The 25,098-nt window shown below is 39.9% G+C and carries 23 protein-coding genes; 8 read left to right on the top strand and 15 right to left on the bottom strand.

Translation table 11 applies throughout. The annotated features are described in order from the left end of the window. Window positions 1–29 precede the first annotated feature (29 nt). The 8 genes from atpG to EZ437_RS06065 form a co-directional block, all read right to left on the bottom strand. Window positions 30–911 (bottom strand): ATP synthase F1 subunit gamma, encoded by an 882-nt coding sequence (atpG, locus tag EZ437_RS06100; protein WP_131594251.1) that lies wholly within the window; start codon window positions 909–911, stop codon window positions 30–32. Between the two features lie 18 nt (window positions 912–929). Continuing rightward, the gene (atpA, locus tag EZ437_RS06095; protein ID WP_131594249.1) at window positions 930–2,504 is read right to left on the bottom strand and encodes a F0F1 ATP synthase subunit alpha; all 1,575 of its coding nucleotides are present in this window, start codon (window positions 2,502–2,504) and stop codon (window positions 930–932) included. 61 nt (window positions 2,505–2,565) lie between these two features. Next, window positions 2,566–3,114 carry an ATP synthase F1 subunit delta gene (gene atpH / locus EZ437_RS06090; RefSeq protein ID WP_131594247.1) on the bottom strand — a complete coding sequence of 183 codons (549 nt, stop codon included), beginning with the start codon at window positions 3,112–3,114 and terminating at the stop codon, window positions 2,566–2,568. A gap of 28 nt (window positions 3,115–3,142) precedes the next feature. After that, on the bottom strand, window positions 3,143–3,637 hold the full coding sequence (locus EZ437_RS06085; protein WP_131594245.1) for a F0F1 ATP synthase subunit B: 495 nt from the start codon (window positions 3,635–3,637) through the stop codon (window positions 3,143–3,145). A 76-nt stretch (window positions 3,638–3,713) separates the two neighbouring features. After that, the gene (gene atpE / locus EZ437_RS06080; protein ID WP_062551197.1) at window positions 3,714–3,923 is read right to left on the bottom strand and encodes an ATP synthase F0 subunit C; all 210 of its coding nucleotides are present in this window, start codon (window positions 3,921–3,923) and stop codon (window positions 3,714–3,716) included. A 41-nt stretch (window positions 3,924–3,964) separates the two neighbouring features. Further along, window positions 3,965–5,089 (bottom strand): F0F1 ATP synthase subunit A, encoded by a 1,125-nt coding sequence (atpB, locus tag EZ437_RS06075; protein ID WP_131594243.1) that lies wholly within the window; start codon window positions 5,087–5,089, stop codon window positions 3,965–3,967. Window positions 5,090–5,106: 17 nt separating this feature from the next. After that, a complete protein-coding gene (locus EZ437_RS06070; RefSeq protein WP_131594241.1) occupies window positions 5,107–5,493 on the bottom strand; it encodes a hypothetical protein in 387 nt (128 codons plus the stop codon). Between the two features lie 47 nt (window positions 5,494–5,540). Further along, entirely contained in the window at window positions 5,541–5,768 is a 228-nt protein-coding gene (locus tag EZ437_RS06065; RefSeq protein WP_131594239.1) for an AtpZ/AtpI family protein, read from the bottom strand. Between the two features lie 134 nt (window positions 5,769–5,902). On the opposite strand from EZ437_RS06065, the gene porW reads away from it, so the two are divergent. From porW to uvrC, 3 genes are read left to right on the top strand one after another with little or no spacing between them, the layout of a single operon-like run. After that, window positions 5,903–8,632 carry a type IX secretion system periplasmic lipoprotein PorW/SprE gene (gene porW / locus EZ437_RS06060; RefSeq protein WP_449421228.1) on the top strand — a complete coding sequence of 910 codons (2,730 nt, stop codon included), beginning with the start codon at window positions 5,903–5,905 and terminating at the stop codon, window positions 8,630–8,632. A 2-nt stretch (window positions 8,633–8,634) separates the two neighbouring features. Beyond that, on the top strand, window positions 8,635–10,857 hold the full coding sequence (locus EZ437_RS06055; protein ID WP_131594235.1) for a penicillin-binding protein 1A: 2,223 nt from the start codon (window positions 8,635–8,637) through the stop codon (window positions 10,855–10,857). Between the two features lie 9 nt (window positions 10,858–10,866). Then, on the top strand, window positions 10,867–12,669 hold the full coding sequence (uvrC, locus tag EZ437_RS06050) for an excinuclease ABC subunit UvrC (RefSeq protein ID WP_131594233.1): 1,803 nt from the start codon (window positions 10,867–10,869) through the stop codon (window positions 12,667–12,669). 76 nt (window positions 12,670–12,745) lie between these two features. Here the strand turns inward: uvrC and porN are convergent, their stop codons facing one another. The 6 genes from porN to EZ437_RS06020 all read right to left on the bottom strand — a co-directional run bounded on the left by porN (window position 12,746) and on the right by EZ437_RS06020 (window position 19,280). Beyond that, window positions 12,746–13,627 (bottom strand): type IX secretion system ring subunit PorN/GldN, encoded by an 882-nt coding sequence (gene porN / locus EZ437_RS06045; RefSeq protein WP_131594231.1) that lies wholly within the window; start codon window positions 13,625–13,627, stop codon window positions 12,746–12,748. A 6-nt stretch (window positions 13,628–13,633) separates the two neighbouring features. Further along, window positions 13,634–15,172, bottom strand: a complete 1,539-nt coding sequence (gene porM / locus EZ437_RS06040) for a type IX secretion system motor protein PorM/GldM (protein ID WP_131594229.1) — start codon at window positions 15,170–15,172, stop codon at window positions 13,634–13,636. Window positions 15,173–15,184: 12 nt separating this feature from the next. Next, window positions 15,185–15,994, bottom strand: a complete 810-nt coding sequence (porL, locus tag EZ437_RS06035; RefSeq protein WP_131594227.1) for a type IX secretion system motor protein PorL/GldL — start codon at window positions 15,992–15,994, stop codon at window positions 15,185–15,187. Window positions 15,995–16,028: 34 nt separating this feature from the next. Beyond that, on the bottom strand, window positions 16,029–17,396 hold the full coding sequence (porK, locus tag EZ437_RS06030; RefSeq protein ID WP_131594225.1) for a T9SS ring complex lipoprotein PorK/GldK: 1,368 nt from the start codon (window positions 17,394–17,396) through the stop codon (window positions 16,029–16,031). Window positions 17,397–17,499: 103 nt separating this feature from the next. Next, window positions 17,500–18,270, bottom strand: coding sequence for a uroporphyrinogen-III synthase (locus EZ437_RS06025; RefSeq protein WP_131594223.1), 771 nt, complete (start codon window positions 18,268–18,270; stop codon window positions 17,500–17,502). 26 nt (window positions 18,271–18,296) lie between these two features. Continuing rightward, window positions 18,297–19,280, bottom strand: coding sequence for a DUF4271 domain-containing protein (locus EZ437_RS06020; protein WP_131594220.1), 984 nt, complete (start codon window positions 19,278–19,280; stop codon window positions 18,297–18,299). A gap of 129 nt (window positions 19,281–19,409) precedes the next feature. On the opposite strand from EZ437_RS06020, the gene efp reads away from it, so the two are divergent. Continuing rightward, window positions 19,410–19,970: an elongation factor P gene (efp, locus tag EZ437_RS06015; RefSeq protein ID WP_131594218.1), complete on the top strand. Its 561-nt coding sequence runs from the start codon at window positions 19,410–19,412 to the stop codon at window positions 19,968–19,970. A 15-nt stretch (window positions 19,971–19,985) separates the two neighbouring features. Here the strand turns inward: efp and EZ437_RS06010 are convergent, their stop codons facing one another. Then, window positions 19,986–21,212 (bottom strand): hypothetical protein, encoded by a 1,227-nt coding sequence (locus tag EZ437_RS06010; RefSeq protein WP_205942652.1) that lies wholly within the window; start codon window positions 21,210–21,212, stop codon window positions 19,986–19,988. A 194-nt stretch (window positions 21,213–21,406) separates the two neighbouring features. Between EZ437_RS06010 and EZ437_RS06005 the strand changes: the two genes are divergently transcribed. The 4 genes from EZ437_RS06005 to EZ437_RS05990 all read left to right on the top strand — a co-directional run bounded on the left by EZ437_RS06005 (window position 21,407) and on the right by EZ437_RS05990 (window position 25,074). Beyond that, entirely contained in the window at window positions 21,407–21,766 is a 360-nt protein-coding gene (locus EZ437_RS06005) for a DUF1801 domain-containing protein (protein ID WP_131594216.1), read from the top strand. A gap of 123 nt (window positions 21,767–21,889) precedes the next feature. Continuing rightward, a complete protein-coding gene (locus EZ437_RS06000; RefSeq protein WP_131594214.1) occupies window positions 21,890–23,176 on the top strand; it encodes a glycoside hydrolase family 2 TIM barrel-domain containing protein in 1,287 nt (428 codons plus the stop codon). A 93-nt stretch (window positions 23,177–23,269) separates the two neighbouring features. Further along, window positions 23,270–23,854 carry an RNA polymerase sigma factor gene (locus EZ437_RS05995; RefSeq protein WP_225869508.1) on the top strand — a complete coding sequence of 195 codons (585 nt, stop codon included), beginning with the start codon at window positions 23,270–23,272 and terminating at the stop codon, window positions 23,852–23,854. Between the two features lie 77 nt (window positions 23,855–23,931). Next, on the top strand, window positions 23,932–25,074 hold the full coding sequence (locus EZ437_RS05990; RefSeq protein ID WP_131594211.1) for a FecR family protein: 1,143 nt from the start codon (window positions 23,932–23,934) through the stop codon (window positions 25,072–25,074). Window positions 25,075–25,098: the final 24 nt, after the last annotated feature.

Here is a 25,098-nt window from a genome sequence, read left to right as displayed (position 1 = left end):
GGAGCTCTTATAGAAAATATGTTTTATAATTAGCCGTTTAATGCTGCTGCACCACTTACAATCTCTGTAAGCTCTGTAGTAATTGCAGCCTGGCGCGCCTGGTTATAAGAAAGTTTAAGTGCCTTCAGCAAATCACCAGCATTTTCTGTTGCCTTATCCATTGATGTCATACGCGCGCCATGCTCAGATGCATGAGAGTCCAGTACAGCTTTGTATACCTGGATCTTGATTGACTTAGGTATGAGTTGCTCAACGATTTCTTCTTGAGATGGCTCCAATATATAGTCAGCATTTGAAGTTGCCAATTCAGCACTAGCCTCAGCCTTTGGCAGCGGTAGCAATTGTTCTGTTGTAAGGATTTGAACTGCTGCATTTTTAAACCTGTTATAAACCAACTCTACTTTATCATATGCTCCATTTTCAAACCCGGCCATAATTGAATCCGTAATTTTGGTAACATTTTGAAAAGTAAGTGCAGTATAGACTTCGTTATTGTTCCCAATTACTTTGTAGTTGCGCTTCTCATAAAAATCCTGAGACTTTTTACCAATGGCCACTATACTTACATTGCCATTTTTATACTGATCACTATATTTTTCGGCAATTAAGTTATTTGCTGCCTTAATCACGTTCATGTTGAATGCTCCCGCCAAGCCACGATTAGAAGAAACCACAATAATTAAGACCTTATTGGGTTCACGCTCCTGTATAAAAGGTGACGAAGAACCTTCCAAACTTGCAGAAAGATTTCCGAGGATTTCTTTAAGTTTAGTAGCATATGGGCGTAATTGTATGATCGCATTAGTAGCACGCTTAAGTTTAGCAGCCGAAACCATCTTCATAGCTTTGGTAATCTGTTGAGTAGACTGAACAGATGCAATGCGGATTCTTACCTCTTTTAAATTAGCCATTTTTTTGGTTGTGTCTAATTAGTATTTACTTGAAAGCTCTTTAGCAACTGTTTCTAGTACTCCAGTTATCTGATCATCAAATTTACCAGCCTTTAAAGCACTCAATGTTTCAGGATGACGCAATTCAAGTTGTTGTAAATATTCAGCTTCAAACTCCTTCACTTTATTTACAGGAACTGAACGCATCAAGTTTTTAGTACCAATATAGATAATTGCAACTTGCTTTTCCACCGTCATTGGAGAGAACTGACCTTGTTTCAAGATCTCTACGTTACGTGCTCCTTTGTCCAATACTGATTTAGTAGCTGCATCAAGATCCGAACCGAATTTGGAGAAAGCCTCCAGCTCGCGGTACTGAGCCTGATCCAATTTTAAAGTACCCGCAACTTTTTTCATTGATTTAATCTGTGCATTACCACCAACACGGGATACCGAGATACCCACGTTAATTGCCGGACGAATACCAGAGTTAAATAAATTACTCTCAAGGAAGATCTGACCGTCAGTAATTGAAATTACGTTAGTCGGGATATATGCAGAAACGTCTCCAGCTTGTGTCTCAATAATCGGCAACGCAGTTAATGACCCGCCACCTTTAACAATGCCTCTTAATGATTCAGGCAAGTCGTTCATTGCTTGAGCAATCTCATCGTTAGCGTTGATCTTAGCAGCACGCTCCAACAAGCGACTGTGAAGATAAAACACATCTCCAGGATAAGCTTCACGGCCTGGTGGACGACGTAACAATAGTGAAACCTCACGATAAGCTACGGCCTGTTTAGATAGATCATCATAAACAATCAAGGCAGGTCTTCCGGTATCACGGAAAAACTCACCTATGGCAGCACCAGAGAATGGGGCATAGAACTGCAAAGGAGCAGGCTCCGCTGCAGAAGCAGCAACAACTACTGTATATGGCATTGCACCGTTCTCTTCTAAAGTACGGACAATGTTTGCTACAGTACTTGCTTTCTGACCACAAGCCACATATATACAGAATACAGGATTACCTGCCTCATAAAATTCTTTTTGATTGATGATAGTATCAATACATACAGCAGTTTTACCAATCTGTCGATCACCAATAACAAGTTCACGCTGACCACGTCCAATGGGTATCATACCATCAATCGCTTTGATACCTGTCTGTAATGGCTCGGTAACTGGCTGACGATAGATTACGCCAGGAGCTTTACGCTCTATAGGCATCTCATAAGTTTCACCTAATATAGGTCCCTTACCATCAATTGGCTCACCAAGCGTATTAACCACACGGCCTAACATACCTTCACCAACTTTAATAGAGGCAATTTTCTTAGTACGCTTAATCGTATCACCTTCTTTGATATTGCTTGATAGTCCCAATAGAACCACACCAACATTATCTTCTTCAAGGTTCAAAACAATACCTTGCAAGCCGTTTTCAAACTCAACTAACTCACCGGATTGAACTTTAGTTAAGCCATAAACACGGGCAATACCATCGCCCACCTGCAATACGGTACCAACTTCTTCAAGTTCTGCTTCTGATTTGAAGCCCGCCAATTGTTGCCTGATAATTGCCGATACTTCGTCTGGTCTTACCTCTACCATAATTTTATATTATTTCTTTTGTAAATCAGTATATGTTATCTTCTGTTATTAATAATGCTGGTTAAACTATTCCCTGGGCAAATTCCTTTTTAAGCTTATTTAAACCACTGGAAATACTGGCGTCAAACTGCCTGTCTCCAACTTTCAAAATAAAACCACCTATTAGTTTATTACTAACTTTTTCTTTGATTATTACTTCATTAGCGCCAAAGTCCTTCTTCACTATCTGTTCTATCTCAGCTCTGTTAGCATCTGTGAGCTCAATTGCAGCAGTTACCTCTGCTGTTACAATACCCTTAATGACATTGTATTGAGATAAAAAAGCTTTTGAGGTTGCAAATAAAATTGCAGAACGTCCTTTACTCACGATTAATTTTAAAAATGCTTTAGTAATTTGATGTACCTTACTACCAAACACGCTATCTAAAATTCCTGCCTTTTTTTCAAGAGGAACAATGGGATTTTTAAGAATAGCTTCCAGTTCGGGGTTCTCATCAATCACCCGCTCTAAAAGAACCATGTCGTTTTTCAACGCTTCCAAAGCATTTTGCTCAGTGGAAAGATCTATTAACGACTTGGCGTATCTTGATGCTGCTTTATTTTCTGACATTTTAATATATCTGGCTAAAAACTATCAACTAGTTTAATTCAACATCTTTTAAAAGGCTGGCAACTAAATCCTGCTGCTTGGCTTTATCCGTTAACTGGTTGCGTAATATCCGCTCAGCAATGTCAATTGACAAAGTAGAAACCTGACTTTTTAACTCGGCTAGGGCTGCTTTCTTTTGATTTTCAATTTCTATTTTAGCTTTTTCAATTAGCTTCACACCTTCAGTATGGGCCTGATTTTTAGCTTCATGGAGAATATTATCCTTTAAAGTCTTCGCTTCTTTCAATATTCGGTCCCGTTCTGAACGCGCTTCTTTCATTAACTCCTCATTTTGAGCAGTTAACCGTGTCATTTCCTGCTTTGCAAGCTCAGCTTTGTTTAAGGCTTCATCTATTGATTGCTCGCGCTCTTTAATGGCAGCCAATACAGGTTTCCATGCAAACTTGGCAAGTAAAAACATCAGCAGTAAAAATGCGATCGTTTGAAGGATAACCAAGCCAATTTCAGGTACTAATAATTCCATTTAAGTATATATTAAAATATTTTATATTTTTCTTTAACAAAATTGTACCAGGCATTACTACCTGGTACAATTATTTTTAGCCATTACCCATTAGGGCGACAACCACTGCGAAAAGCGCAACAGCTTCAACGAAAGCAGCAGCGATCAACATTGCAGTTTGAATTTTAGAGGCAGCTTCAGGCTGACGGGCAATACCGTCCATAGCTGAACCACCAATGCGTCCGATACCCAGACCAGCGCCAATCGCAGCTAATCCTGCACCAATTGCAGCAATACTTCCTGTAATCATGATTTTATATATTAATTGTTGTTAAAAAATAATTCTAATTAATGGTGTTCTTCTATTGCCATACCGATAAATAAGGCCGACAATATGGTAAAAATAAAAGCTTGTATAAATGCAACTAACAATTCAATTGCACCAATAAAAACAGCAAAAGCAATGGAAATCGGAGCAATGTACAAACTGTTAAATACAAAGACCAGGCAGATTAAAGACAAAACTAAAATGTGGCCCGCCGTAATGTTCGCAAACAAACGAATCATCAAGGCAATCGGTTTAGTGAAAATACCAAATAACTCCACCGGAACCATTACTATATACATCCACCATGGCACGTCGGGCATAAATATATGCTTCCAATAATATTTATTTCCGTTAAATACAGTTAGACAGAATGTAGCAATCGCCAAAACCATAGTTACAGCAATATTACCCGTTAAGTTTGCCCCACCAGGAAGGAAAGGCACAAGGCCCAGCATATTGTTAAACCAGATGAAGAAAAATACTGTCAGTAAATAAGGCATAAAACGCTCATATTTATGCCCAAGATTCGGTTTCGCAATATCATCTCTTACAAAAAGAATAATTGGCTCCATCCAGGACTGTAATCCTTTTGGAGATTTCCCCTTACGTTTTTTATAACCATTGGCTACATTAAGGAAAACAGCAAGGATTACGATGATCGAAAAGATCAGCGTACAAACGTTCTTCGTTATTGAAATATCTAATGGCCGTGCATTTGAAGCATGGTGCTTTTCATCCAGATCTACATACTGCCCATGTGAATTCGCATTCGCAGATGCATAATAGATTTTCTCATGAAGTTTTACAAACCCCATACCTTTTCTTTCCACAACAATTTTTGCCTCATCATCATGAAGAAAATCACCGGAACTAAAAGTTACAAACCCATTGGAAGTATATAAAATTACGGGAAGGCTTATATAGGTATTACCTATTACATGCCAGCTATGAGAATCACCTATATGATGTAAGGCAAATTTACCAATATCAAATTTTTTCTCTGCTTTGGTATGACTATTTTCACCTGCATGCGCCGTGTCCGCCTGAGCAAGCGCAACGGATGCATGAGAAAAAAACGCTAAAAAAAGCGCAAAAACAACAATTAACCTATTAACTTTAAACTCAAAAACGTGGCTACAATCCATTTAGTCGCAGATTTTTACTATTTATTTTGGTGGCGCAAGTTACGTAACAAAGAGTATATTTCAAAGAAGCTGAACAATAAATATAAAGAAAAAAAATTCAAGACAAAAACCATCCCCTTTCCTTTACTGTTCAAGCTGTAAATCAGCACAAAAGCCATAGAAAAAATCATCTTCAAAGCTATAGAGCCCATAATGGCCATTATTCCTGTTTCTGGGTTGCGTTTTATCCCAAGATCAGCAACAACATATGCTATAAATGTAATTCCTCCTAAAAACCCGAAAACAACCCAGAAGTGCCTCACCAAAACCATAGAATCAGGAAAAAGAAAAGGAAGCAAATAAGCTATTCCCGCAAGGGCTGCGCAATAGATTAGATAAAATAAAGTGAACCTTGTTAAACTCAAAATCAATGCTTTTTTTTACAAAAGTATACATTTCGGGCTGGTTTAACTTATTCATTATCATTTTTATTCAATTGCCTGACAACCTGATACAAAGATATGACTACACCCATCAGACTTAGTAAAGCTGTTAAGAGCAGAGTTTTATGCCCCATATATTTATCTAGCTTATATCCGCCAAATGCAAACAAGCCTATCGTAGCAAGCATCTGAAAGCTTATAGCAGAATATCGGGCAAAGCTACCAATGTTCCTCTTCTTTTCATTTGGATCTTTCATACAATTATATAAAATAAATGTTTTTTGTTAAGTTATTCACTGAATAAAATACTTTTGCATATATAAGTATACCAATCTACAGCTTGAAAAATTACAGCATTTACAATTTAAAGATAATATTATTTATATTATATGTGTGCATAGGATCTTCCTGCAGCTCACAGAAGGATACTGCGATCAGTAGAAGTATGCAAAATCTTACTGCTCGTTACAATTACATTTATAATTCAAAAGTACTGCTTAATAATCACCAGCTGGAGCTCACTGAAAACTATGCCGACAATTATGATCAGATATTGCCCGTATATCTTGGGCCTGAGGTAAGTAATATGGAGGTTAACCAGGGCTTGAACCTTAAGCCGATGGATGATATCATCAAAAAAGCCCAGCTTATTATCCTTGAAAAAAGTTTCAGTAATTATACAGACGATGCCTATATTCTCCTGGGAAAAGCAAGCTTCTTTAATGGCAACTATTTCAATGCTGCTGAATATTTTGATTATATCACCAAAACTTACAAAAATAACCAGAACACTTATCTTGAGGCATTAAACTGGAAAGCACGTAGTCTAATGCAGCTCAGAAGAATTACTGAAGCAAACCAGGTACTGGATACCCTGGATAGTATACTCCCAAAAGTTAAAGTAAAAAGACAACTTCCCGGGCCGTTGTCCACAATTGCCCAAATGTGCATTTATCTTAATAATGATACCGCTGCAATCTCTTATTTAAAAGATGCCCTCAGAGCTGGCGGCAAGGACCAGAACAAAATCAGGTGGACCTATATTCTGGCGCAACTGTACGAAAGGCAACAGAATTATAAAGATGCAGCCGTTAACTACAGGAAAGTACAGAGAAGCAATGCGCCATTTGAGATGTATTTCAATGCAACATTGAATCAGATAAAATTAAAAACACTTCAAAATAACAACAAAATAGATAAGCATGATCAAGTGCTGGCACTTTTGAAAGATGATAAAAACTTAGACTATAATGACCAGATATATTTTCAGATTGCAGAAGGTCATGCTGCAGACCAGGAATTTCAGGAAGCTTTAAAATATTATTTATTGTCTGTTCAAAAAAGCAATAAAAATCAGCATCAAAAAGGACTTTCCTATCTTAGAATCGCAGACCTTAATTTTAAACATTTCAAAGATGACATACTGGCAAAATCATATTATGACAGCACGGTAAATACTTTACCAAAGAACTATCCGGGGTATGACCTAATACTCAAAAAGAGTATTAATTTGAAATACCTTACAGACAGGTATGAGCTTATTACCCTGCAGGACACGCTGCAATCTATTGCCAGACTACCTGAGGAACTCCGCAAAACCAAAATACAGATGCTTGCAAATCCAGTTATTATTACGCAAGTTCAAAGCAGTAATAACTTGTTAAACCCCAATTCCCAACCTGGTTATAGTGCAAATAAATTACCGCCTCAAAATTCGTTTTACTTTAGTAATACAACGACCATCAGTATCGGCTTCTCCGATTTTAAACGCAAATGGGGTAATAGGAAATTAGAAAATAATTGGCGCCAAAGTGTCCGGACATCTGCGCAGGAAACAACACAGCAAATTACAAATGTCACAAATGCCGGTCCTATCAATCCCGACAGTACCTCGCTGACTTCAAATAAAGAATCGCTAATTGCAGAATACACTGCCGCGATACCACTGAATTCAGCTTTAATGGCGGCCTCCAATCAAAAAATAATAGATGCTTACTACGAGATTGCCAGTTTTTATTTACAGGAACTTGATGATACCGCAGAAGCAGCAAATGTTTATAAAACTTTGTTAATACGCTTCCCTCAAAACAACCATCTGGCCTCAATTTATTATAGTCTATATTTAATTAGTAAACCTAACGACCCGGCAGAGTCCTTAAATTTCAAGAACCGGATCTTAAAAGATTTCCCGAGTTCTATTTATGCTAAGACCATACTCGATCCCACATTTTCGGTAAAGCAGTCCGAAGCTGAAAACGAAGCCAACAATCAATATAATGACATTTTCTCTCAATACGAAAAGAAAGATTTCATTTCTGTTATCCGGCAAGCCAACAAAGCCCTCTCATCCGGAAACCCGAATATACTTTCCCCGCAACTGGCTTATTTAAAAGCCATAGCTATTGGAAGAACAAACAATGCAGACAGTCTTTTAACTGCTTTAAATAACATTATAGAAAATTTTCCAGACGATAAACTGACTACTCCCCTTGTAAAGGAACACATTACTTATGTAATGGCCCATCTGTCTGAATTCCAAAAAAGAAAAATTGCACTGGTAGATTTCGATCCAAACGAGCCTCCTTTTTCAGATCCTGCAAAACAAGCCGTAGTCATTTCTGCAGTTGTAAAACCTAAGCAGCCAATAGTGGTTCTGGAAAAGATAACAACTCAGCTTCCTAATAATACATCTCCAAAACCTGCCGAAACTCCAAAAGCTCAGGAACCGGATAAAGTAATCCCAGCAATTATAACAGACGGCACCTTTAATAACGCTGTATCTGCTACCTATTACTTTGTAGTACACGTTTCCGATGCTGCCCTCACCCTAAGCTCTTCCCGTTTTGGAATAGGTCAGTTCAACAGGGGAAATTATATAGGCAGCAATTTAAAGCATCAATTGAAAGAATTTGACAACGATCAACTGATTTATGTTGGGAACTTTAGTAATTTTGAAGATGTCAAATCTTACGCTGCAGGAATTACTCCTCAGTTGAAACAAATCATGAAGGTACCCGTTAACATTTACAGCAGTTTCATCATAAGCAAAGAGAATTTCGACAAACTTATCAGCGGGGAACTGCTGACCAAGTATATAGAATTTTACCAAAAAAACTATTAAAAATGAACAAACCACTTTTGGCGCAGGACATTAGAAAGTACAACTTTACCTTATGGAAACTATTAATAGGAGCACTCATCATTTTTGCACTATTTATCGTGGCTATTGGATTCGGGTTATTCGGACAACTTCCTTCTTTTAGAGATATCGAACACCCCAAGAGCAACCAAGCTTCTGAAATTGTTACAGATGACGGAAGGATCTTAGGTACTTACTTTGTCCAAAACCGTTCTAATGTAACCTATTCAGAAATATCGCCAAATGCCATTAACGCTTTAATCGCTACTGAAGACATCAGGTTCAGAGATCATTCAGGTATTGATTTCAAAAGGACATTTACCATTTTTTTATATGCCCTGGTAGGGAAAAAGCAAGGTGGAAGTACAATAACCCAACAATTAGCTTTAAATCTCTTTTCGGAAGAAGGCAGACAAAAGAACTTCGCAAAACGCATATTACAGAAATTTCAGGAATGGGTGATTGCAGTAAAGCTTGAGCGAAACTATACAAAAGAAGAAATTATCGTCATGTACTTAAATACCGTAGATTTTGGCAATCAGGCCTATGGCATTAAATCGGCTGCAAGGGTATACTTCAATACTACGCCGGATAAACTCACAGTACCTCAGGCGGCCACCCTGATCGGAATCTTAAAAGGCATCACAAGATATTCCCCTACACGTAATCCGGAAAGATCCATTGCCAGAAGAAATACCATAATGGGCTTAATGGTTAAGGAAAATATGCTTACCCAACAACAGCTTGATACAGACAAAGAAAAACCACTCGGTCTAAAATTTAGTGCAGCTACAGTTAATGACGGCATTGCGCCTTATTTCAGGGCGGTTCTGAAAAGTGATATCCGCAAAATATTTGAAGAAAGGTCAATAACAAAACCCAATGGCACCCCATATGATCTTGACAGAGACGGTCTCAGAATTATTACGACCATAAACTACGACATGCAGGTTGCTGCCGAAGAGGCCCAAAAAGAATACATGAAGATCCTACAGCTCTCATTTATTAAAAGCTGGAAGGGCAGAAACCCTTTTAAAGGCAAAGAGATGCAGATAGAACAAGGTGTTAAACGTTCAGACAGGTATAAAGCATTACAACTTGAAGGAAAATCTGATGCGGAGATCAAGGAAGATTTCAACACGCCTACCAGGCTCACAATCTTTACCTGGAGAGGGAATATTGATACGCTAATGAAACCTATTGACTCAGTTAAGTACTATAAAATGCTGCTCCGCAATTCCATGATGGCCATGGACCCGCAAACAGGATATATTAAGGCCTGGGTAGGCGGAATTAACTACGAACACTTTAAATACGATCAGGTAAAGATGGGTACCCGGCAGGTAGGCTCTACAGCCAAGCCGTTTACTTACGCGGTGGCAGTAGAAAATGGCTATTCACCCTGCTTACCAGTGCTCAACGAACCTGTCACCATTGAAACACCTGGAAGTGATCCCTGGACTCCACGGTCCTCAGGGACAGTCCCTGGATATTTGACACTTCAAAAAGGTCTTGCCCTTTCGCAAAATTTTATAGCAGCTTATCTAATGAAGCAGGTTGGCCCCACCGCAGTATCCACACTTATTAAAAGGATGGGGATCACATCCGATGTACCAGCTTATCCTTCCATTGCCCTGGGCTCATTTGATGCCTCAGTGTATGACATGGTCGGTGCTTACAGTGTATTTGCCAACAAAGGAGTCTGGACAAAGCCCACCTATATTTTAAGAATCGAGGATAAGAATGGCGTGGTGCTGCACAGCGAAAAGCCAATCCCCGTACCAGCTATGAACGAAGAGGTCGCTTACGTAATGACACGTATGCTCAGGGGAGTTATTACAAGCGGCACAGGTTGGAGATTATATTCAAAATATGGTGTAAAAACACCAATAGGCGGTAAAACCGGAACGACCCAAAATAATTCTGACGGCTGGTTTATGGGGATCAGCCCGCAATTGGTTACCGGTGTATGGACCGGCTGCGAAGACCGCGCTTTTCATTTTACCAGCACCGCACAGGGTGATGGCGCTACAACTGCCCTGCCTATCTTCGCAGGGTTTATGAAACGCATTTATGCAAATCCTAAGCTCAACATCTCTAAAGCAGATTTCGAGCCACCAAAAAATGGTGTTTCCATCATTTATGATTGCTCACAATACCAGCAGCAGGAACAGGAAACTGAACTGGATGAAAAATTAGGCTTTTAATAATTTTTAATGAGTGCTTTCGAATATAGAAAGGCATTGGCCGACATCCCTCATAAACCTGGAGTATACCAGTTTTGGGATGTTGATGGTATACTCATTTACATTGGTAAAGCAAAAGACCTGAGAAATAGAGTTGGCTCCTATTTCAATAAGGACAATCAAATGAACGGGAAGACAAGAGTTTTAGTTTCTAAAATCAGAAAGATAAACTTTACCATTGTCGACACTGAGATTGATGCATGGCTGCTGGAAAACAGTCTCATCAAAAAGCACCAGCCAAGGTACAACATCATGCTCAAGGATGACAAGACTTATCCCTGGATCATCATCAAGAAAGAACAGTTCCCGCGCCTTTACTGGACCAGAAAAATGGTTAAAGATGGATCTACCTATTTTGGCCCTTATGCTTCAGTAGGTATGATGCATACTATATTAGATTTAATCAAAGAAACTTATCCATTGCGCACCTGCAACCTTCCGCTCACACCTAAAAACATCGAACAGAATAAATTCAAGGTGTGCCTGGAATACCAGATCGGAAATTGCAAAGGTCCATGTCAGGCCTATCAGGCATTGGATGATTATGACAACGGAATAGAAGAGATTAAAGACATCCTTGATGGCAAAATAGGTAATGTAATCAGAAATGTAAAACAAGTCATTAAAACTGCTGTTGACCAGCTTAATTTCGAATATGCACACCAGTATCAGAAAAAACTATTGGTTCTGGAAAAATACCAGAGCAAATCAACCGTAGTTAACAGTGCCATAACCAATATAGATGTAGTAAGTATTGCATCTGATGAACGCTATGCCTTTGTAAATTATCTCAAGGTAATGAATGGCAGTATTATCCAGACACAAACCATAGAAATCAAAAAGCGCCTCGATGAAACCGACGAAGAATTACTGACAATAGCCATTACTGAATTCCGGACTAAGTTTAACAGCACTTCAAAAGAGATTATCGTTCCTTTTGAAATTACGCTTACAGATAATAACCTAAAGTTCACAGTTCCTAAATTAGGAGAGAAAAAGAAACTGCTGGAGCTCTCGCAAAAAAATGTACTCTTCTTTAAAAAGGAAAAACTAAATCAGTATGAAAAGCTCAACCCCGACCTACGGACAGACAGGATTCTCAGCCAGATGCAAAAAGATCTCCGGTTAACACAATTACCACAACACATAGAGTGCTTTGATAATTCAAATTTTCAGGGCAAATATCCAGTCTCTGCTATTGTCGTATTCAAAGATGCCAAACCCTCCAAAAAGGACTACCGCCATTTCAATGTTAAGACGGTAGAAGGCCCGAATGATTTCGCCACAATGGAAGAAGCGGTTTACCGGCGCTATAAGCGTATGCTGGAAGAAGAGGACACATTACCTCAACTGATCATCATTGATGGGGGTAAGGGACAGCTATCTTCAGCGCTGATAAGCTTGAAGAAATTGGGCATTGATAAAAAAGTTACCGTAATTGGAATAGCCAAGCGTTTAGAAGAGCTATACTATCCTGGAGATTCATATCCATTATATCTTGACAAGAAATCTGAAACCCTCAAGGTAATTCAGCAACTGAGGGATGAAGCCCACCGGTTCGGCATTACGTTTCATAGAAAAAAGAGAGACCAGGGAACATTGAAAACCGAACTGGCCCAAATTCCGGGAATTGGCAGGACTACGTCAGACAAACTGCTGGTACACTTTAAATCTGTTAAGAAGATCAAAGAAGCAACGGAAGCTGAACTGGCTGCTGTATTGAATAAAAAACAATTGCAAACGCTGATCAGTTACTTCAACAATCAGGTGTAAAGATTATTATGGGCTTCGTCATCCTAAAATAAATTCAGAATTACGACGCTTTAAATGCTCACTGTTGTATTGAAAACTAATACTCCCAAAGGCTTTGCTCAAAGTCAGAAATTGATTTCTTTATTCTCTCAGATTCATATAGCTTTTTTGGGTCTTTAGCATCCGTCAGACCGAGTATGTCATTAATATTCTGATTAGACGGATTGGTTTCCTTCACTATATAGCTTGAAAATAACCTTCTTACAAAAAAATCATCAAAAGTTATGGTAGAGGCATCATTTGCAGGATTTATCAGTTTTTTCTTACTTAATAGTTCTCTTGCATCTTCAAAATACACCCAAAATACAGGTTGCCAGTTTCCTTCTACCTGTTTCATCGGCGCTATGCCAACTATCCTGGGTTCAAAAACCGATCTTTTTGAATCCAGAATCCAATCCTCTTTAATCCTATATTTCACAAACTCGTCAGACCTCAGTCTTCGCAAGGTTGGATCAGCGATCTTACCTGTTGCCGAATCTGCGACACCTTCACTTATCCCCTGTGCACTTGATAACGCTTCCTGAGCTGTCAATGCTATCCTAAATGAATCATTATCATCCAGCAGCTTTCCGGCCGTGGTATCCTTATTAGAATATACAGTAAGCTCCTCATTTCTAACAGCTTCAAGTAATACATCTATCAGTTTTGAACCCTCAGCTTTCAGCACTGAGTTAATCGTATCCCTAAGGTCTATCTCCCGCCAGATTCTCTTTGCATAAAACACATCCTCTTCGCGCACATCAGGATAAGGGACCATGATATTGCTATCAATATCTGCCCTTACAGCAAACCCATCTTTAGGTGGAGTCTTTATTCTTGCTTTTTTAAGAGAGTCCGCACGCCCCCTATTCACTTGATTTTGTGCAAAAGAACCTGTTCCTAATAATAACAATACTACAATAACCAAGATATTTTTCATAATAGTCTATTTTGCTATAAACGTAATTCCATCCAAAACCTTTTGTCTGCCATCCGGCCCCTCACATACGATATCCTTAAATATCACAGTTGCACCCGGCTTTAATGAGTTTAGTGCTCCTTTTACTTGTCCGTTAAACCCTGCACCATTACAAGTAATGGTTACTGCATCTGCCTTTGGATTAATAAAAGTAACTGCAAAACGAATCACTGTAAATTTAACATCAAATACGAAATCTTCAAGCTGGGTTTCAATTGCGCCAGAGCTTTCAATCCATTCCAAAGGAACATTTCCTCCAGACTTACCCTTTACATATGCCCGCGGTGTAGGCAAAGCCTTAACCCTGAATGATTGCGACCCTAAATTTAAGGTCTTACCTTCATTGGCCGCAGACACATTGATGCTTAGTGTCTTACCAACCTGATTACCCCCAACATTCACGGTATATTTACCATTACTGCCAGAAATCGAACCACCCTCCATTGATGCATTAACACTTTCCAGCGGAAAGCCTGCAGCTGAAACAGAAAAGGGATTCGGTATACCAGCATAGATCACATTCATTTTATCTGGAGATACGGTTGCAGAAGGTTTAGCTACCTGGTACATCTGTTCAGGGGTCCTGTACTCCTTCACCTGCCCATCAGTCTGTTTAACCCTTATCGTTCCTATCCACTTAAACACCCCGACATTTCCTGTCCCTCCGGTATAAACGCCTTTGCCCTCTTTCATAGACAGACGACTGCCACCTACCGAGATCTCAGGGCTCGATTTAGAATCACTTGCCGTCAGAAAAACCTGTGCAGTATAAGGCTGGCCCTGTATTACATACGAAGTTGGTGCCACCGCTACCGCAGCAAACTGATCTAGGTTCACCAAAGATTTGTCCATATTTCCAAACAGCTTCTTCACTACTTCAGCTTCTGCATTTTTTACGTCAGACTGGATTTTACTCAAAATAGTGTTGGCCGCCGTAAGCGGTGTTCCCTCACCAAAATTGATATCTTCCCATTTTTTGTTCCCGTTAATAGACTTTACAGCATCCTTAGCCTCCATGGTAAAAGTTACACCTGCACGATCCTGGGCATCCAATAGATTAATCAGTTTCTCACGGGTTTCATTGATCTTTACCTTCAGCTTCTGGCCTTCTTTCTGGTTGATCATGATCCCCTGGGCAATGTCAAGGTTAGCCCTTTCTACCAGGTCACCAGTCTCCTCATCAATACCATTCCCTGCTTTGTTAAACCTGTCTTTAAGCTGTTGTACATAGCTACTCAGTTCATCAGCATATGCTCTGGCCTTATTTGCTTTCTCCCAAATTGGTTGGGCCCTCTCAGGTTCATCTTTTAATTTTGTATTCTGAAATGATGTAAAAAGCTGTTCTATACTGGTATTAACATTGGTTTTTGAACTTACCAAACTATCATTAATATTTTTAAACGCATTCAATATTGTATCCGATACATTTAAGGCGAGCATAGCAAGCAATACCAAATACATGATATTGATCATCTTCTGCCTTGTTGTCTCTCTTCCTCCTGCCATAATAAATTAAGTCTAAACTCTTGGTTGGTTCATAGCAGACAACATATTACCATAAATGGCATTCAACGACGATAAGTTTTTAGCAAGTTTTCCTACCTCATCTTTAAACTGCTTAGAATCTTCCATAGACTCGTTAAAGTTATTCATTGTCAGAGATAAGTTTTGATAAAATTTATTCATCGACTTAAGATGTGCACTTGAATCCTGCAATTCCAGTTCATATACCGCATTCAAAGCAGAAAGATTTTTAGCCAGTGCATTCACCTGATCATGATAAGCTGCAGCAGCAATATTGCTTTCACCCAATTCAGATAATTGGGCAGTAGCCTTGGAAAATGCATTATTTAACCCGTCAAAACTTGCAGAAGCATTTTTTAACTTACCTGTAAATTCAGTGGTAGCGGCAGAAGCATCAGCAACATTAGCAATGGAAGAAACCTTGTCACCAAAAGTACGCAGCCCCGCTCCCAGGCTTTCAATTAGCTCCGGACCAATTTTGGCATCAACCAGCATCTTATCCAGGGCTGCAGTAGAAGAAAAGCCCGAAGCATTTCCGGTCGGCCTGGCAGTACTCTTAGGCAGCTCACCAGCAAATTCAGGACTCAGTTCAGGGTAAACGTTCTCCCATGGTAATTCTTGTTCCGGTTGTCTGAGTCCGGTCAAAAAGAAAAGAATGGCTTCCACACCCAGTCCTATACCAATGGCATAGTTACCGAATACTCCGCCAATATGTAAAATTTTAAATAATGCTCCTAAAATTACGATGCTGGCCCCCCACGATATTGCCACGTGTAACCAATCAAATTTTCTTTTTGCCGCCATTTTTTCTTAAGGTAAAGGTTCTAGGTATATGTTATTAATTTCTATATGTGATGTCAGTACCCGGATATGCTGAAACGCATCTGAAACCAATGTATGATCTTGGTTGATCCTGATACTCATAAGTGCCTACTGAATTCTGAAGGAAAAACCCGATATCTTTCCATGATCCGCCCCTTACCACCTTACGCTTTTTATACTTGCTGTCCTGAGTTTTGGCTTCGTAAGTATAATTAGGGTTAAAGTCAAGAAGCATAGGTGCAGCAGACTGATTATATGAGGTTATCGTCCATTCGGCCACATTTCCAGCCATGTTATAAAGTCCGTAATCGTTCGGGAAATAAGACTTAACATTTACAGTATACAATCCGCCGTCATCTGAATAATTCCCCCGTCCCACTTTAAAATTCGCCTGCATACAACCCTTGGTATTCCTGATATAAGGCCCACCCCATGGATATTTAGTTTTTACATTTCCTCCTCTTGCAGCATATTCAAACTGTGCATCACTCGGCAACTGATATTCAGGTCTGGCATTTAATGGTTGTTTTCTGGCTACTGCTACAGACTCATAAAATCTGGTTCGCCATACACAAAATGCAGCAGCTTGTTCCCATGTCACACCTACTACAGGATAGTTATCATACGAAGGATGGTTAAAATATGTTTTTACCATCGGATCATTCTGCGAATAAGTATAATCTACTTTCCATACCAATGTATCCGGATAAACCGGTATAGATGGATGATGATTTGGATTAGTTGGGTCAGGCAGGTCGGTATAGGTAACAATAAAGTCCTGGCGCTTTTTTGAAGGATCTTTCCTTCCTTCCACCGCAAGGTCAGAATTTACATAGCTATAGGCATACCTTAATTTCCGGATATCAATTTCATTTCTTCCCGGAATGGCATCTGCACCGCTGTAATACATATCTGTCAGCTTAGCCCCCATCCCATTCGTCTTGTTGCTCCACAAAAGTGACCCATTTCCTACTTTCTTCCAGTCTATATTCTGCGTCCCTGCTATAGGGGCAGCACCTGCAGCACCCTGAGGCAAGGGTTTAAAGAAGTTTGGAGCACCGCTGGGTCCTAAAAGTGTCACAGCTATTGAATCCCTTACCCAATTTACAAACTGCCTGTATTCAGCATTTGAAATCTCAGTCTGGTCCATAAAAAATGCACTAAATGAAGTCATGCTGCTAGGGGAACTTTGAGAATTGTTTATATCCTCATCAGAAATACCAATCAGGGTTCGCCCTGGTGGTATATATACCATCCCCAATGGAACCCTGTTGTTCTTGAATTTCCTGTTATATACCCCTACAAGCTCACCCTGACCACCTTTCCCGCAACTTGAAAGTAGTATTGTAACAATAAGAAATACAAATATGTAAGCGTTTTTCATAGTATCGTCAAGCAATTTTATAACAATTTTATCGAAAATGATTGAGATATACAATTAATAAAACCAAAAATATGCCAGTACACCAGAAAAAACAAGAGAGAAGCTATTTATTAGACTTCTTAATATAGTTCTCTATCGCCATAATCATAGAAGGGGCTTCAGGTGAAGGTGCCGCAATATCTACTATCAGCCCGACATCTTCCACCGCCTTAAAGGTGTTTACTCCAAATGTTGCAATCCTAGTATTATTTTGTTTAAAATCAGGGAAATTTATGTAAAGAGACTGTATGCTGGAAGGACTAAAGAATCCTAAAACATCATAAAACACCTCCGCAAGATCTGAAAGATCACTCACCACTGTCTTAAACAAGACAGCCGGCGTTACATTGTATCCATTCTTCTGCAAAAAGTTCATGGTAGCTTCCGTCGCCACATCAGAACAAGGGTACAAGAATTTCTCTTCAGAATGCTTTTTCATTACTTCGGCAAGGTCGGCAGCAGTTTGCTTTCCAAAAAAGATCTTACGTTTCCTGTACTGGATATACTTTTGAAGATATAGCGCTGTAGATTCAGAAATGCAAAAATATTTTAGATCGGCGGGTACATCATGCCTCATCTCCTCGCTGATCCTGAAAAAATGATCCACGGCATTCCTACTGGTGAAGACCACTGCTGTAAAATCCGCCAGGTTTACCTTCTCCTTCCGGAAATCACGTGCAGGCACGCCGTCCACATGAATAAACGACCTAAAATCAATTTTAAGGTTGTATTTCTTAGCCAAATCAAAATAAGGAGACTTCTCTGTTTCAGGCTTTGGCAAAGTGATCAGTATACTTTTCACTTTACGCAGCCTATCTTCTGTCTTTTCTTGCATTTTTTCTTATTACCACTTGTTTATCCTTACAATCCTATTGCCTTGATTAATATCAAAATAGGGCAAATTTCGAGGGCACAAAAGTACAAAAACAAATACACTTTTGGAAATCGATTATGAGATAAAATATTCAGCCCTGCCCTGATGAATTGAAACACAAATATCACGCCCAATAAAATAAAAGAGATCACAATATAATAAATGGCGTATTTCAGCGGTGACAATGCAAAAGCTACCACCAACGGAATAAACAATAAAGACAAGTTAAAATAACTTAAATATAATATTACAACGTATTCGTTAACCGGTTTTTGTATGTTAAAAAGATGTCCAAGCAATCTTAGGAGCAGTATCTTAAAAATATACAAAACAAGAATGATCACAGAAATCCCCAGATAAAACTGAAATCCGCTACCGGGAAATGAGATGTGATAATACTGCGAAACCAGGTAGAAAAACATCCCTACCGTAAACCCAAACTGTACGAACAACAATAAAAATGGCCAGGAGGAGAATAGATTGTCCTCCTTATTTAAATTATTCAGCACCCTGTTGCTAAAAAAAGATTGAACAATTGTTTGCAGCTGCTTGGCAAACGAGATCTTCAAAACTGCAAAAAGCAGTACCAGTAGCCCAACTACAACCGGCACCCAGATATTCCCTTTTGGAACAGGTTCTCCTGTCCTGTATTTACCTTTCTTTATATGACTGTAGTCTTTATACCTGTTGATCAGGTTAGAACGTCCGTAAACATTTGCCTTGATGATACTATCCATGATCATGTGCTTATTGATCATCGAGTCTGGAAAAAGCCAGGTATGCGAAATGATAGAATCTGTTACAAATTTTTGCCTGGCCCTATATGCAGAATCCCTTACTATTCTGGTATTTCTGTACGTTTTTTGGTTTGCGGCCGTATCAGGCAATTGCGCCGCAACCTGGGCCATTCCCGTATCCCCGCCCAGAATAAAAATCAAGATTGTGATAAGAAAAACATTCCTCCATTTCATTGCTGCAAACTTAGGTAAAATATGCTATTTACTGATCAGCATTTATGCGACTGAAACTATATTAGTCTGATTACGCCAGGTAAATGCGAAAAGCATATATATTTGCGCTCAAATTTTACAATTATATATATGGCAAAGACATCTGAAGCTAAAGTAGGGAATATTTTACGGTACAATGGTGAACTGGTGACAGTTACAGAACTCATACACCGTACACCAGGTAAAGGCGGGGCTTTCTATCTGGGTAAATTTCGTAATATTAAAACCGGAAGAATCGTAGAGGCCCGCTTAGGGACAGACGAGCAGATTGAGATTTGCCGTGTGGAAACCAATGATTTCCAATACTTATATGAAGAGGGTGATTATTTCGTGGTCATGGACAATGTCACTTTTGATCAGTTCAATATTCCTAAATCACTATTCGGGCCAGCTGCAAAATTCTTAAAAGAAGGAATGGATGTAATCGTTTCCTTCGAAAGTGAAGAACCCATTATGGCCCAGGCACCCAACTTTGTAGAACTGGAAATTACCTATGCTGAGCCTGCCGTTAAAGGCGATACTTCTTCAGGTGCCCTGAAATATGCTACAACAGAAAATGGTGTGGAGATAAAAGTTCCGTTATTTGTCAACCAAGGTGATAAAATTAAATTAGACACCCGTACAGGAGAGTATGTAGAGCGCGTTAAATAGCATTTACAACGCTATCTATTCTCTCCAAAGCGCCTTTACCGTTTTTTCCACGTTGATTCCCACAGGGCAATCTGCAGACCGCGTATTGCCCCTGTTGCGGGTTCCATGTATCCCATTTCCCAGCGTTACAATCCTGGAAATGGGCATTTGAAGCCATCCGGTACGGTCATTTTCCGCAACCCAATGATATGCATAGCGCAACCAATCATTCCTTTTCTTTTCAGGCAGCAGATAAAACCAGCTGATCTCATCATAGCCCCAGATAAAATGTGACGCCGTGTCTGCCACACCTGGTTTCTGACTAATACCAAAATTATCAAATTCTACCAGGTAAGGCAGTGCAGCACACTTCCAGCCACTTGGTGTAATACAGCCCATACTTCGCTGAAAAATAGCATCCAGGTACCCCACTTCCAATACACCTTCCATAGGCTTCGCAGGAATTTCTTTTATCCGGAGCGGAAACGAATTGAAGTCTAGCATACTTTTACCATCCACCACCATTCCTCCCTGTGGCGTATGGGCATCCAGCAATACCCAATTTCGCGGCGTATGGAGCCTTGCATAATCCCTAACCTTGTGGATAAATGTATTCCATACACGCAGTCCCGGATCATTCATTCCCATCAGTCCTATTTGTCCCAGGTGCAGCGCCTCACATCCCAGGTTCATATATACCCCGCAAAGATACATCAGCCAAAGCTGCGCCTCGGGACGGGTAATATCAGGCACACTACTTCCCTTACCCCATTGGTTTACAAATTTACCATTGATATCCAGCATATCTTCATAGCGAAAATTCCTTGTTTCTGCCTGCCTTCCTAGAGCAGCAAAGGCCCATGCAGGCACAGGCAGCTGATTTACCTGTCCGCTCACAGCTTCAAAAACAGCGGCCTGAAAGATCACCTCCGGATCTTTGCTGTGTACCTCCCTGATCAGATCACGGGCTTTGTTCAGAAATTCAGGTTTTGCCAGTGTAGCTTCATTGCCCCATCGATAGATGGCACGGCCAATAAATTTGGCGCCAATATTATGGATCAGTCTTACATCATCTTTTTTATAAGGATATGGACCGTCATTACCATATGGATCTACCGTTAAAAACTCAGCCATCGTTACTGCACGCTTCAAATAGAATTTCAGTCTTTCTCTGGATATACCTGTACTGTCAAACTCCTGTGCCATTCCATTAAAAGACAAGAAGAGCAAAAAGAGCATTATGATTTTATTCGTCCGTACCATGTTTGTGTAAGCGGGTTAATTTTCAAATACTAAGCTAACAATTTATACCGCTATTCAGACAGTCTCTCGAAACTCGGAACGAATCTCCTATCCATCAACCCAGCCGCAATCCCCCCATCAATTTGTCATTTCCACCCCTCCCTTACCAAAAAAAAGATCTTCATATTTGTTCACAACAACAAACACCAAAACACATGAACAACACAAAGAAAGTAGACGATTTTATGTCTAAACTTGAACACCCGCTAAAAGCAGAAATGGATGCAGTCAGGTCAATCATTGTCAATGCCCATCCCAAAATGGAAGAAGACGTAAAATGGGGAGGTCCCAGCTTTTTTTACAAAGAAGACCTCGCCACCTTCAATCCCCGGATCAAGAACTATGTTGCACTTATCTTTCACAAAGGAGAGCTGCTCAATATCAAATCTGATTTTTTAGAAGAAGCCACAAAGGGAAAGGTGTACGCAAAGTTTTATTCCATGGAAGATGTAACAACAAATAAAGAACTGATTGAAAAAATGGTCAATACCTGGATTGAACTGATGGATAAATGATCTGTTTTATTTTAAGCGATTATAAAAGATTGCCTTAGCAAACACCGCATAGCGAAAAAGATCATTCAAAAGCACCCAGAGACCGCAATAAATCTTATTTTAGCGTTATCAATCACTCAGTTAATGATACAAATCTTCAGATTTTGCTTGCCGGCTATTATTTTGATTACCAATTATGTGGCTACAGATGCTCAGCAAACTGGCAAAGCCATCAAAGTTGAAATAAAAAAGACCAGCTCAGGCTATACCTTTACAAGAAATGGTAAGCCGTATTTTGTCAATGGGGCCGGAGGATCTGCCCGTTTGGAAGAATTAAAAGCCGCTGGAGGAAATTCTATAAGAACATGGAGTACAGGAAACGCCGAAACAGTTTTAGACAATGCAGATAAGCTCGGTCTGACGGTTACGATGGGCCTGGATGTTTCCCGCGAACGTCATGGCTTTAATTATGATGATGCTACTGCTGTAAAAAATCAGCTGGAAAAGCTTCGCAAGCAGGTGCAAAAATACAAAGATCACCCTGCCTTACTAGCCTGGGGCATCGGCAACGAACTTAATCTGGATTACAAAAACACAAAAGTATGGGATGCTGTAAATGACATAGCCAAAATGATCCATAAGGAAGACCCCAACCACCCTGCCACTACCATGCTGGCCGGCATCAACCAAAAGGAAATTGACCATATCAAAGCAAAGTGCCCCGCACTTGACCTCATATCTGTGCAGGTATACGGAGGACTGGCAAAAGTGCCTCAGCAATTGCAGACTACTGGATGGAACGGCCCATATCTGGTAACGGAATGGGGTCCAACAGGGCATTGGGAATGCCCGAAAACATCCTGGGGTGCCCCAATAGAAGAAACCAGCACTGAAAAAGCTGAAGTTTATAAAACACGATATGAGGCCTCAATAGTGAAAGATAAAAATTGTCTTGGTTCCTATGTATTTCTCTGGGGACAAAAACAGGAAAGGACACCTACCTGGTATGGGCTGTTTACAGAGGCAGGAGAAACCTCAGAAGTAGTAGACATCATGCATTACCTGTGGAGCAACAAATGGCCTCAGAATCGGGCACCCGGCATCACTTCCCTTAAGATAGACGGCAAAAGTGCACGCAGCTCTATCCACCTCAACCCTCAGGAAAAATATTTGATCGCATTATCAGCTTCAGACCCCGACAATGACAAATTAACGGTGAGATGGGAATTATTACCCGAAGCTACAGATTTAGGTCAGGGTGGAGACAGAGAAAGCAGACCAGTTGCCATACCTGATATGGTTGTGGCCACTTCTTTAACCAATGCAATGCTTTCTGTTCCAACAAAACTAGGAGCCTACAGGTTGTTTGTTTATGTAAGTGACGGGCACAACCATGTCGCTACCGCAAACATCCCGTTCTTTGTTCACTAATACTCCGTTATATTACTTTTTTATTTTCTGATATGAGTTACCATTGAATATTTGCTGATTTAAATTACTTTTGATCATAGGGTCTATTCATAAATGAACAAAGAGTTTGAAATGCTGGATTATGGATCGCTTTCTGATTTTGAATTAACAGATCTGTTAAAAGAAGGTGACGCAGCCGCCTATACAGTTATTTATAACCGCTACTTTGGAGAACTTTTTATCCACGCATCCAATCGTTTAAATGACAAGGAAGAGGCACAAGATGTAATACACGAGCTTTTTGTGACCATCTGGAATAAGAAACAGGACCTGCTTGTTAAATCTGACCTGGCAGCATACCTTTATACTTCAGTACGGAACAGGATTCTGGATATAATAGCCCATAGACAAGTTGAATCTAAATATATTAATTCATTGCAGGGATTTCTTGATCAGGGGTATTGTATCACCGATCATTTAGTGCGGGAACGCCAGTTGGCGGAGCTAATACAAAAGGGGGTTTCTGAACTGCCGCTTAAAATGCGGGAAGTATTCGAGCTAAGCAGAAAACATTGCATGAGCCATAAAGAAATTGCCGTTCAGCTGAACATTTCTGAACAAACGGTAAGGAAACAGGTGAACAATGCGCTAAAAATACTGCGTGGAAAGCTCGGAATAATGGTTTTTATCTGTATTTAAAAATTTCTTTAATTTCTCTACCCCATACCCTGGTGCTTTCCCGTCTATTATTTAAAGGGCGAAATCTCTTTTAGACTATGAAACAACTACAAGCAAAAGAACTACTGAATAGATATAAGAACGGCTCTTGCACTGAAGAGGAAATTGCCTTGCTGGAAAGTTGGTATCTTGAAGCTAAAGATAAAGGCATTGGTTTAACAGAATCTGATTTAACAGAAGCAAAAAATAAGGTCTGGTCTACGCTTCCTGTGCATGAAATGTATGGGAGAAAAACCGTTAACCTTTGGAAAAATATTGCTGCGGCTGCCTCAATTGTAATTGCTGTAGCAGCTGGAATGTTCTTCTACTATCCATATAAAAATACCGGAAAAGAAGGCAAGATGGACAATGTTGCCGAAATAGTTCCCGGCAGCAATAAAGCAATACTGACACTGGCTAACGGATCTAAAATTTCCCTTACTGATGCTGTTAATGGAAAACTTGCCAGTCAATCTGGGGTGGTTATTTCAAAGACAAAAGACGGACAATTGATTTACCATGTAATTCCATCACCTGTATCCCATGGTACTGATAATCAGAAGGTGATTGAATACAACACAATCAGCACCCCAAGAGGGGGCCAGTACAGGGTCATTTTGCCCGACGGAACAGCAATTGTATTAAACTCGGCATCTTCTTTAAAGTACCCTACCTCGTTCTCCGGCGCCAGACGTACGGTCGAACTCACTGGGGAAGCGTATTTTGAAGTAGCCCATAAACCTGATATGCCATTTATCGTGTATTCAAATCTGCAGAGTGTAGAAGTACTTGGTACACATTTCAACATCAGTGCCTATCCCGACGAAGCGGATATTAAAACTACCTTACTGGAAGGTAAGGTACGCATAAATGTGGGTAGTAAGACCCCTGTGATACTAAGCCCAGGTGAACAAGCAACAGTAATACAAAATTCTATATCGGTCTCAGATGTTTACCCCGAAGATGTCATAGCCTGGACGAAGAATGTTTTTGTGTTTAATAACGAGGAACTGGGGAGTATCATGCGTAAAATATCTAGATGGTATGATGTAGAGGTGATTTGTCCGGATGAAATTGCCAGAATAAAGTTTGCCGGTTCTGTATCCAGGGGAAAGAACATTAGAGAAGTACTTAAAATAATGGAACTAACTGAATCAATTCACTTTAAGTTTGAGGAAAGGAGGATTACTGTGATGCCATAACTTTTACTTAATAAGCAGTAATCC

The organism is Pedobacter psychroterrae, assembly GCF_004331695.1.
Taxonomy (GTDB): domain Bacteria; phylum Bacteroidota; class Bacteroidia; order Sphingobacteriales; family Sphingobacteriaceae; genus Pedobacter; species Pedobacter psychroterrae.
This window is presented reverse-complemented; position numbering and strand designations above follow the sequence as displayed.

Excerpts from the sequence above, each read along its gene's own strand:
- EZ437_RS05990 (WP_131594211.1), top strand. The coding sequence starts at position 23,932 with ATGAAACAACTACAAGCAAAAGAACTACTGAATAGATATAAGAACGGC.
- porL (WP_131594227.1), bottom strand. The coding sequence starts at position 15,994 with ATGGCGGCAAAAAGAAAATTTGATTGGTTACACGTGGCAATATCGTGG.
- EZ437_RS06020 (WP_131594220.1), bottom strand. The coding sequence starts at position 19,280 with ATGAAATGGAGGAATGTTTTTCTTATCACAATCTTGATTTTTATTCTG.
- atpA (WP_131594249.1), bottom strand. The coding sequence starts at position 2,504 with ATGGTAGAGGTAAGACCAGACGAAGTATCGGCAATTATCAGGCAACAA.
- porN (WP_131594231.1), bottom strand. The coding sequence starts at position 13,627 with ATGAAAAATATCTTGGTTATTGTAGTATTGTTATTATTAGGAACAGGT.
- porK (WP_131594225.1), bottom strand. The coding sequence starts at position 17,396 with ATGAAAAACGCTTACATATTTGTATTTCTTATTGTTACAATACTACTT.
- EZ437_RS06000 (WP_131594214.1), top strand. The coding sequence starts at position 21,890 with ATGATACAAATCTTCAGATTTTGCTTGCCGGCTATTATTTTGATTACC.
- porM (WP_131594229.1), bottom strand. The coding sequence starts at position 15,172 with ATGGCAGGAGGAAGAGAGACAACAAGGCAGAAGATGATCAATATCATG.
- EZ437_RS06005 (WP_131594216.1), top strand. The coding sequence starts at position 21,407 with ATGAACAACACAAAGAAAGTAGACGATTTTATGTCTAAACTTGAACAC.
- EZ437_RS06025 (WP_131594223.1), bottom strand. The coding sequence starts at position 18,270 with ATGCAAGAAAAGACAGAAGATAGGCTGCGTAAAGTGAAAAGTATACTG.
- EZ437_RS06085 (WP_131594245.1), bottom strand. The coding sequence starts at position 3,637 with ATGGAATTATTAGTACCTGAAATTGGCTTGGTTATCCTTCAAACGATC.
- EZ437_RS06065 (WP_131594239.1), bottom strand. The coding sequence starts at position 5,768 with ATGAAAGATCCAAATGAAAAGAAGAGGAACATTGGTAGCTTTGCCCGA.
- efp (WP_131594218.1), top strand. The coding sequence starts at position 19,410 with ATGGCAAAGACATCTGAAGCTAAAGTAGGGAATATTTTACGGTACAAT.
- EZ437_RS06010 (WP_205942652.1), bottom strand. The coding sequence starts at position 21,212 with ATGGTACGGACGAATAAAATCATAATGCTCTTTTTGCTCTTCTTGTCT.
- atpB (WP_131594243.1), bottom strand. The coding sequence starts at position 5,089 with ATGGATTGTAGCCACGTTTTTGAGTTTAAAGTTAATAGGTTAATTGTT.
- EZ437_RS06055 (WP_131594235.1), top strand. The coding sequence starts at position 8,635 with ATGAACAAACCACTTTTGGCGCAGGACATTAGAAAGTACAACTTTACC.
- atpH (WP_131594247.1), bottom strand. The coding sequence starts at position 3,114 with ATGTCAGAAAATAAAGCAGCATCAAGATACGCCAAGTCGTTAATAGAT.
- EZ437_RS05995 (WP_225869508.1), top strand. The coding sequence starts at position 23,270 with ATGAACAAAGAGTTTGAAATGCTGGATTATGGATCGCTTTCTGATTTT.
- uvrC (WP_131594233.1), top strand. The coding sequence starts at position 10,867 with ATGAGTGCTTTCGAATATAGAAAGGCATTGGCCGACATCCCTCATAAA.
- atpG (WP_131594251.1), bottom strand. The coding sequence starts at position 911 with ATGGCTAATTTAAAAGAGGTAAGAATCCGCATTGCATCTGTTCAGTCT.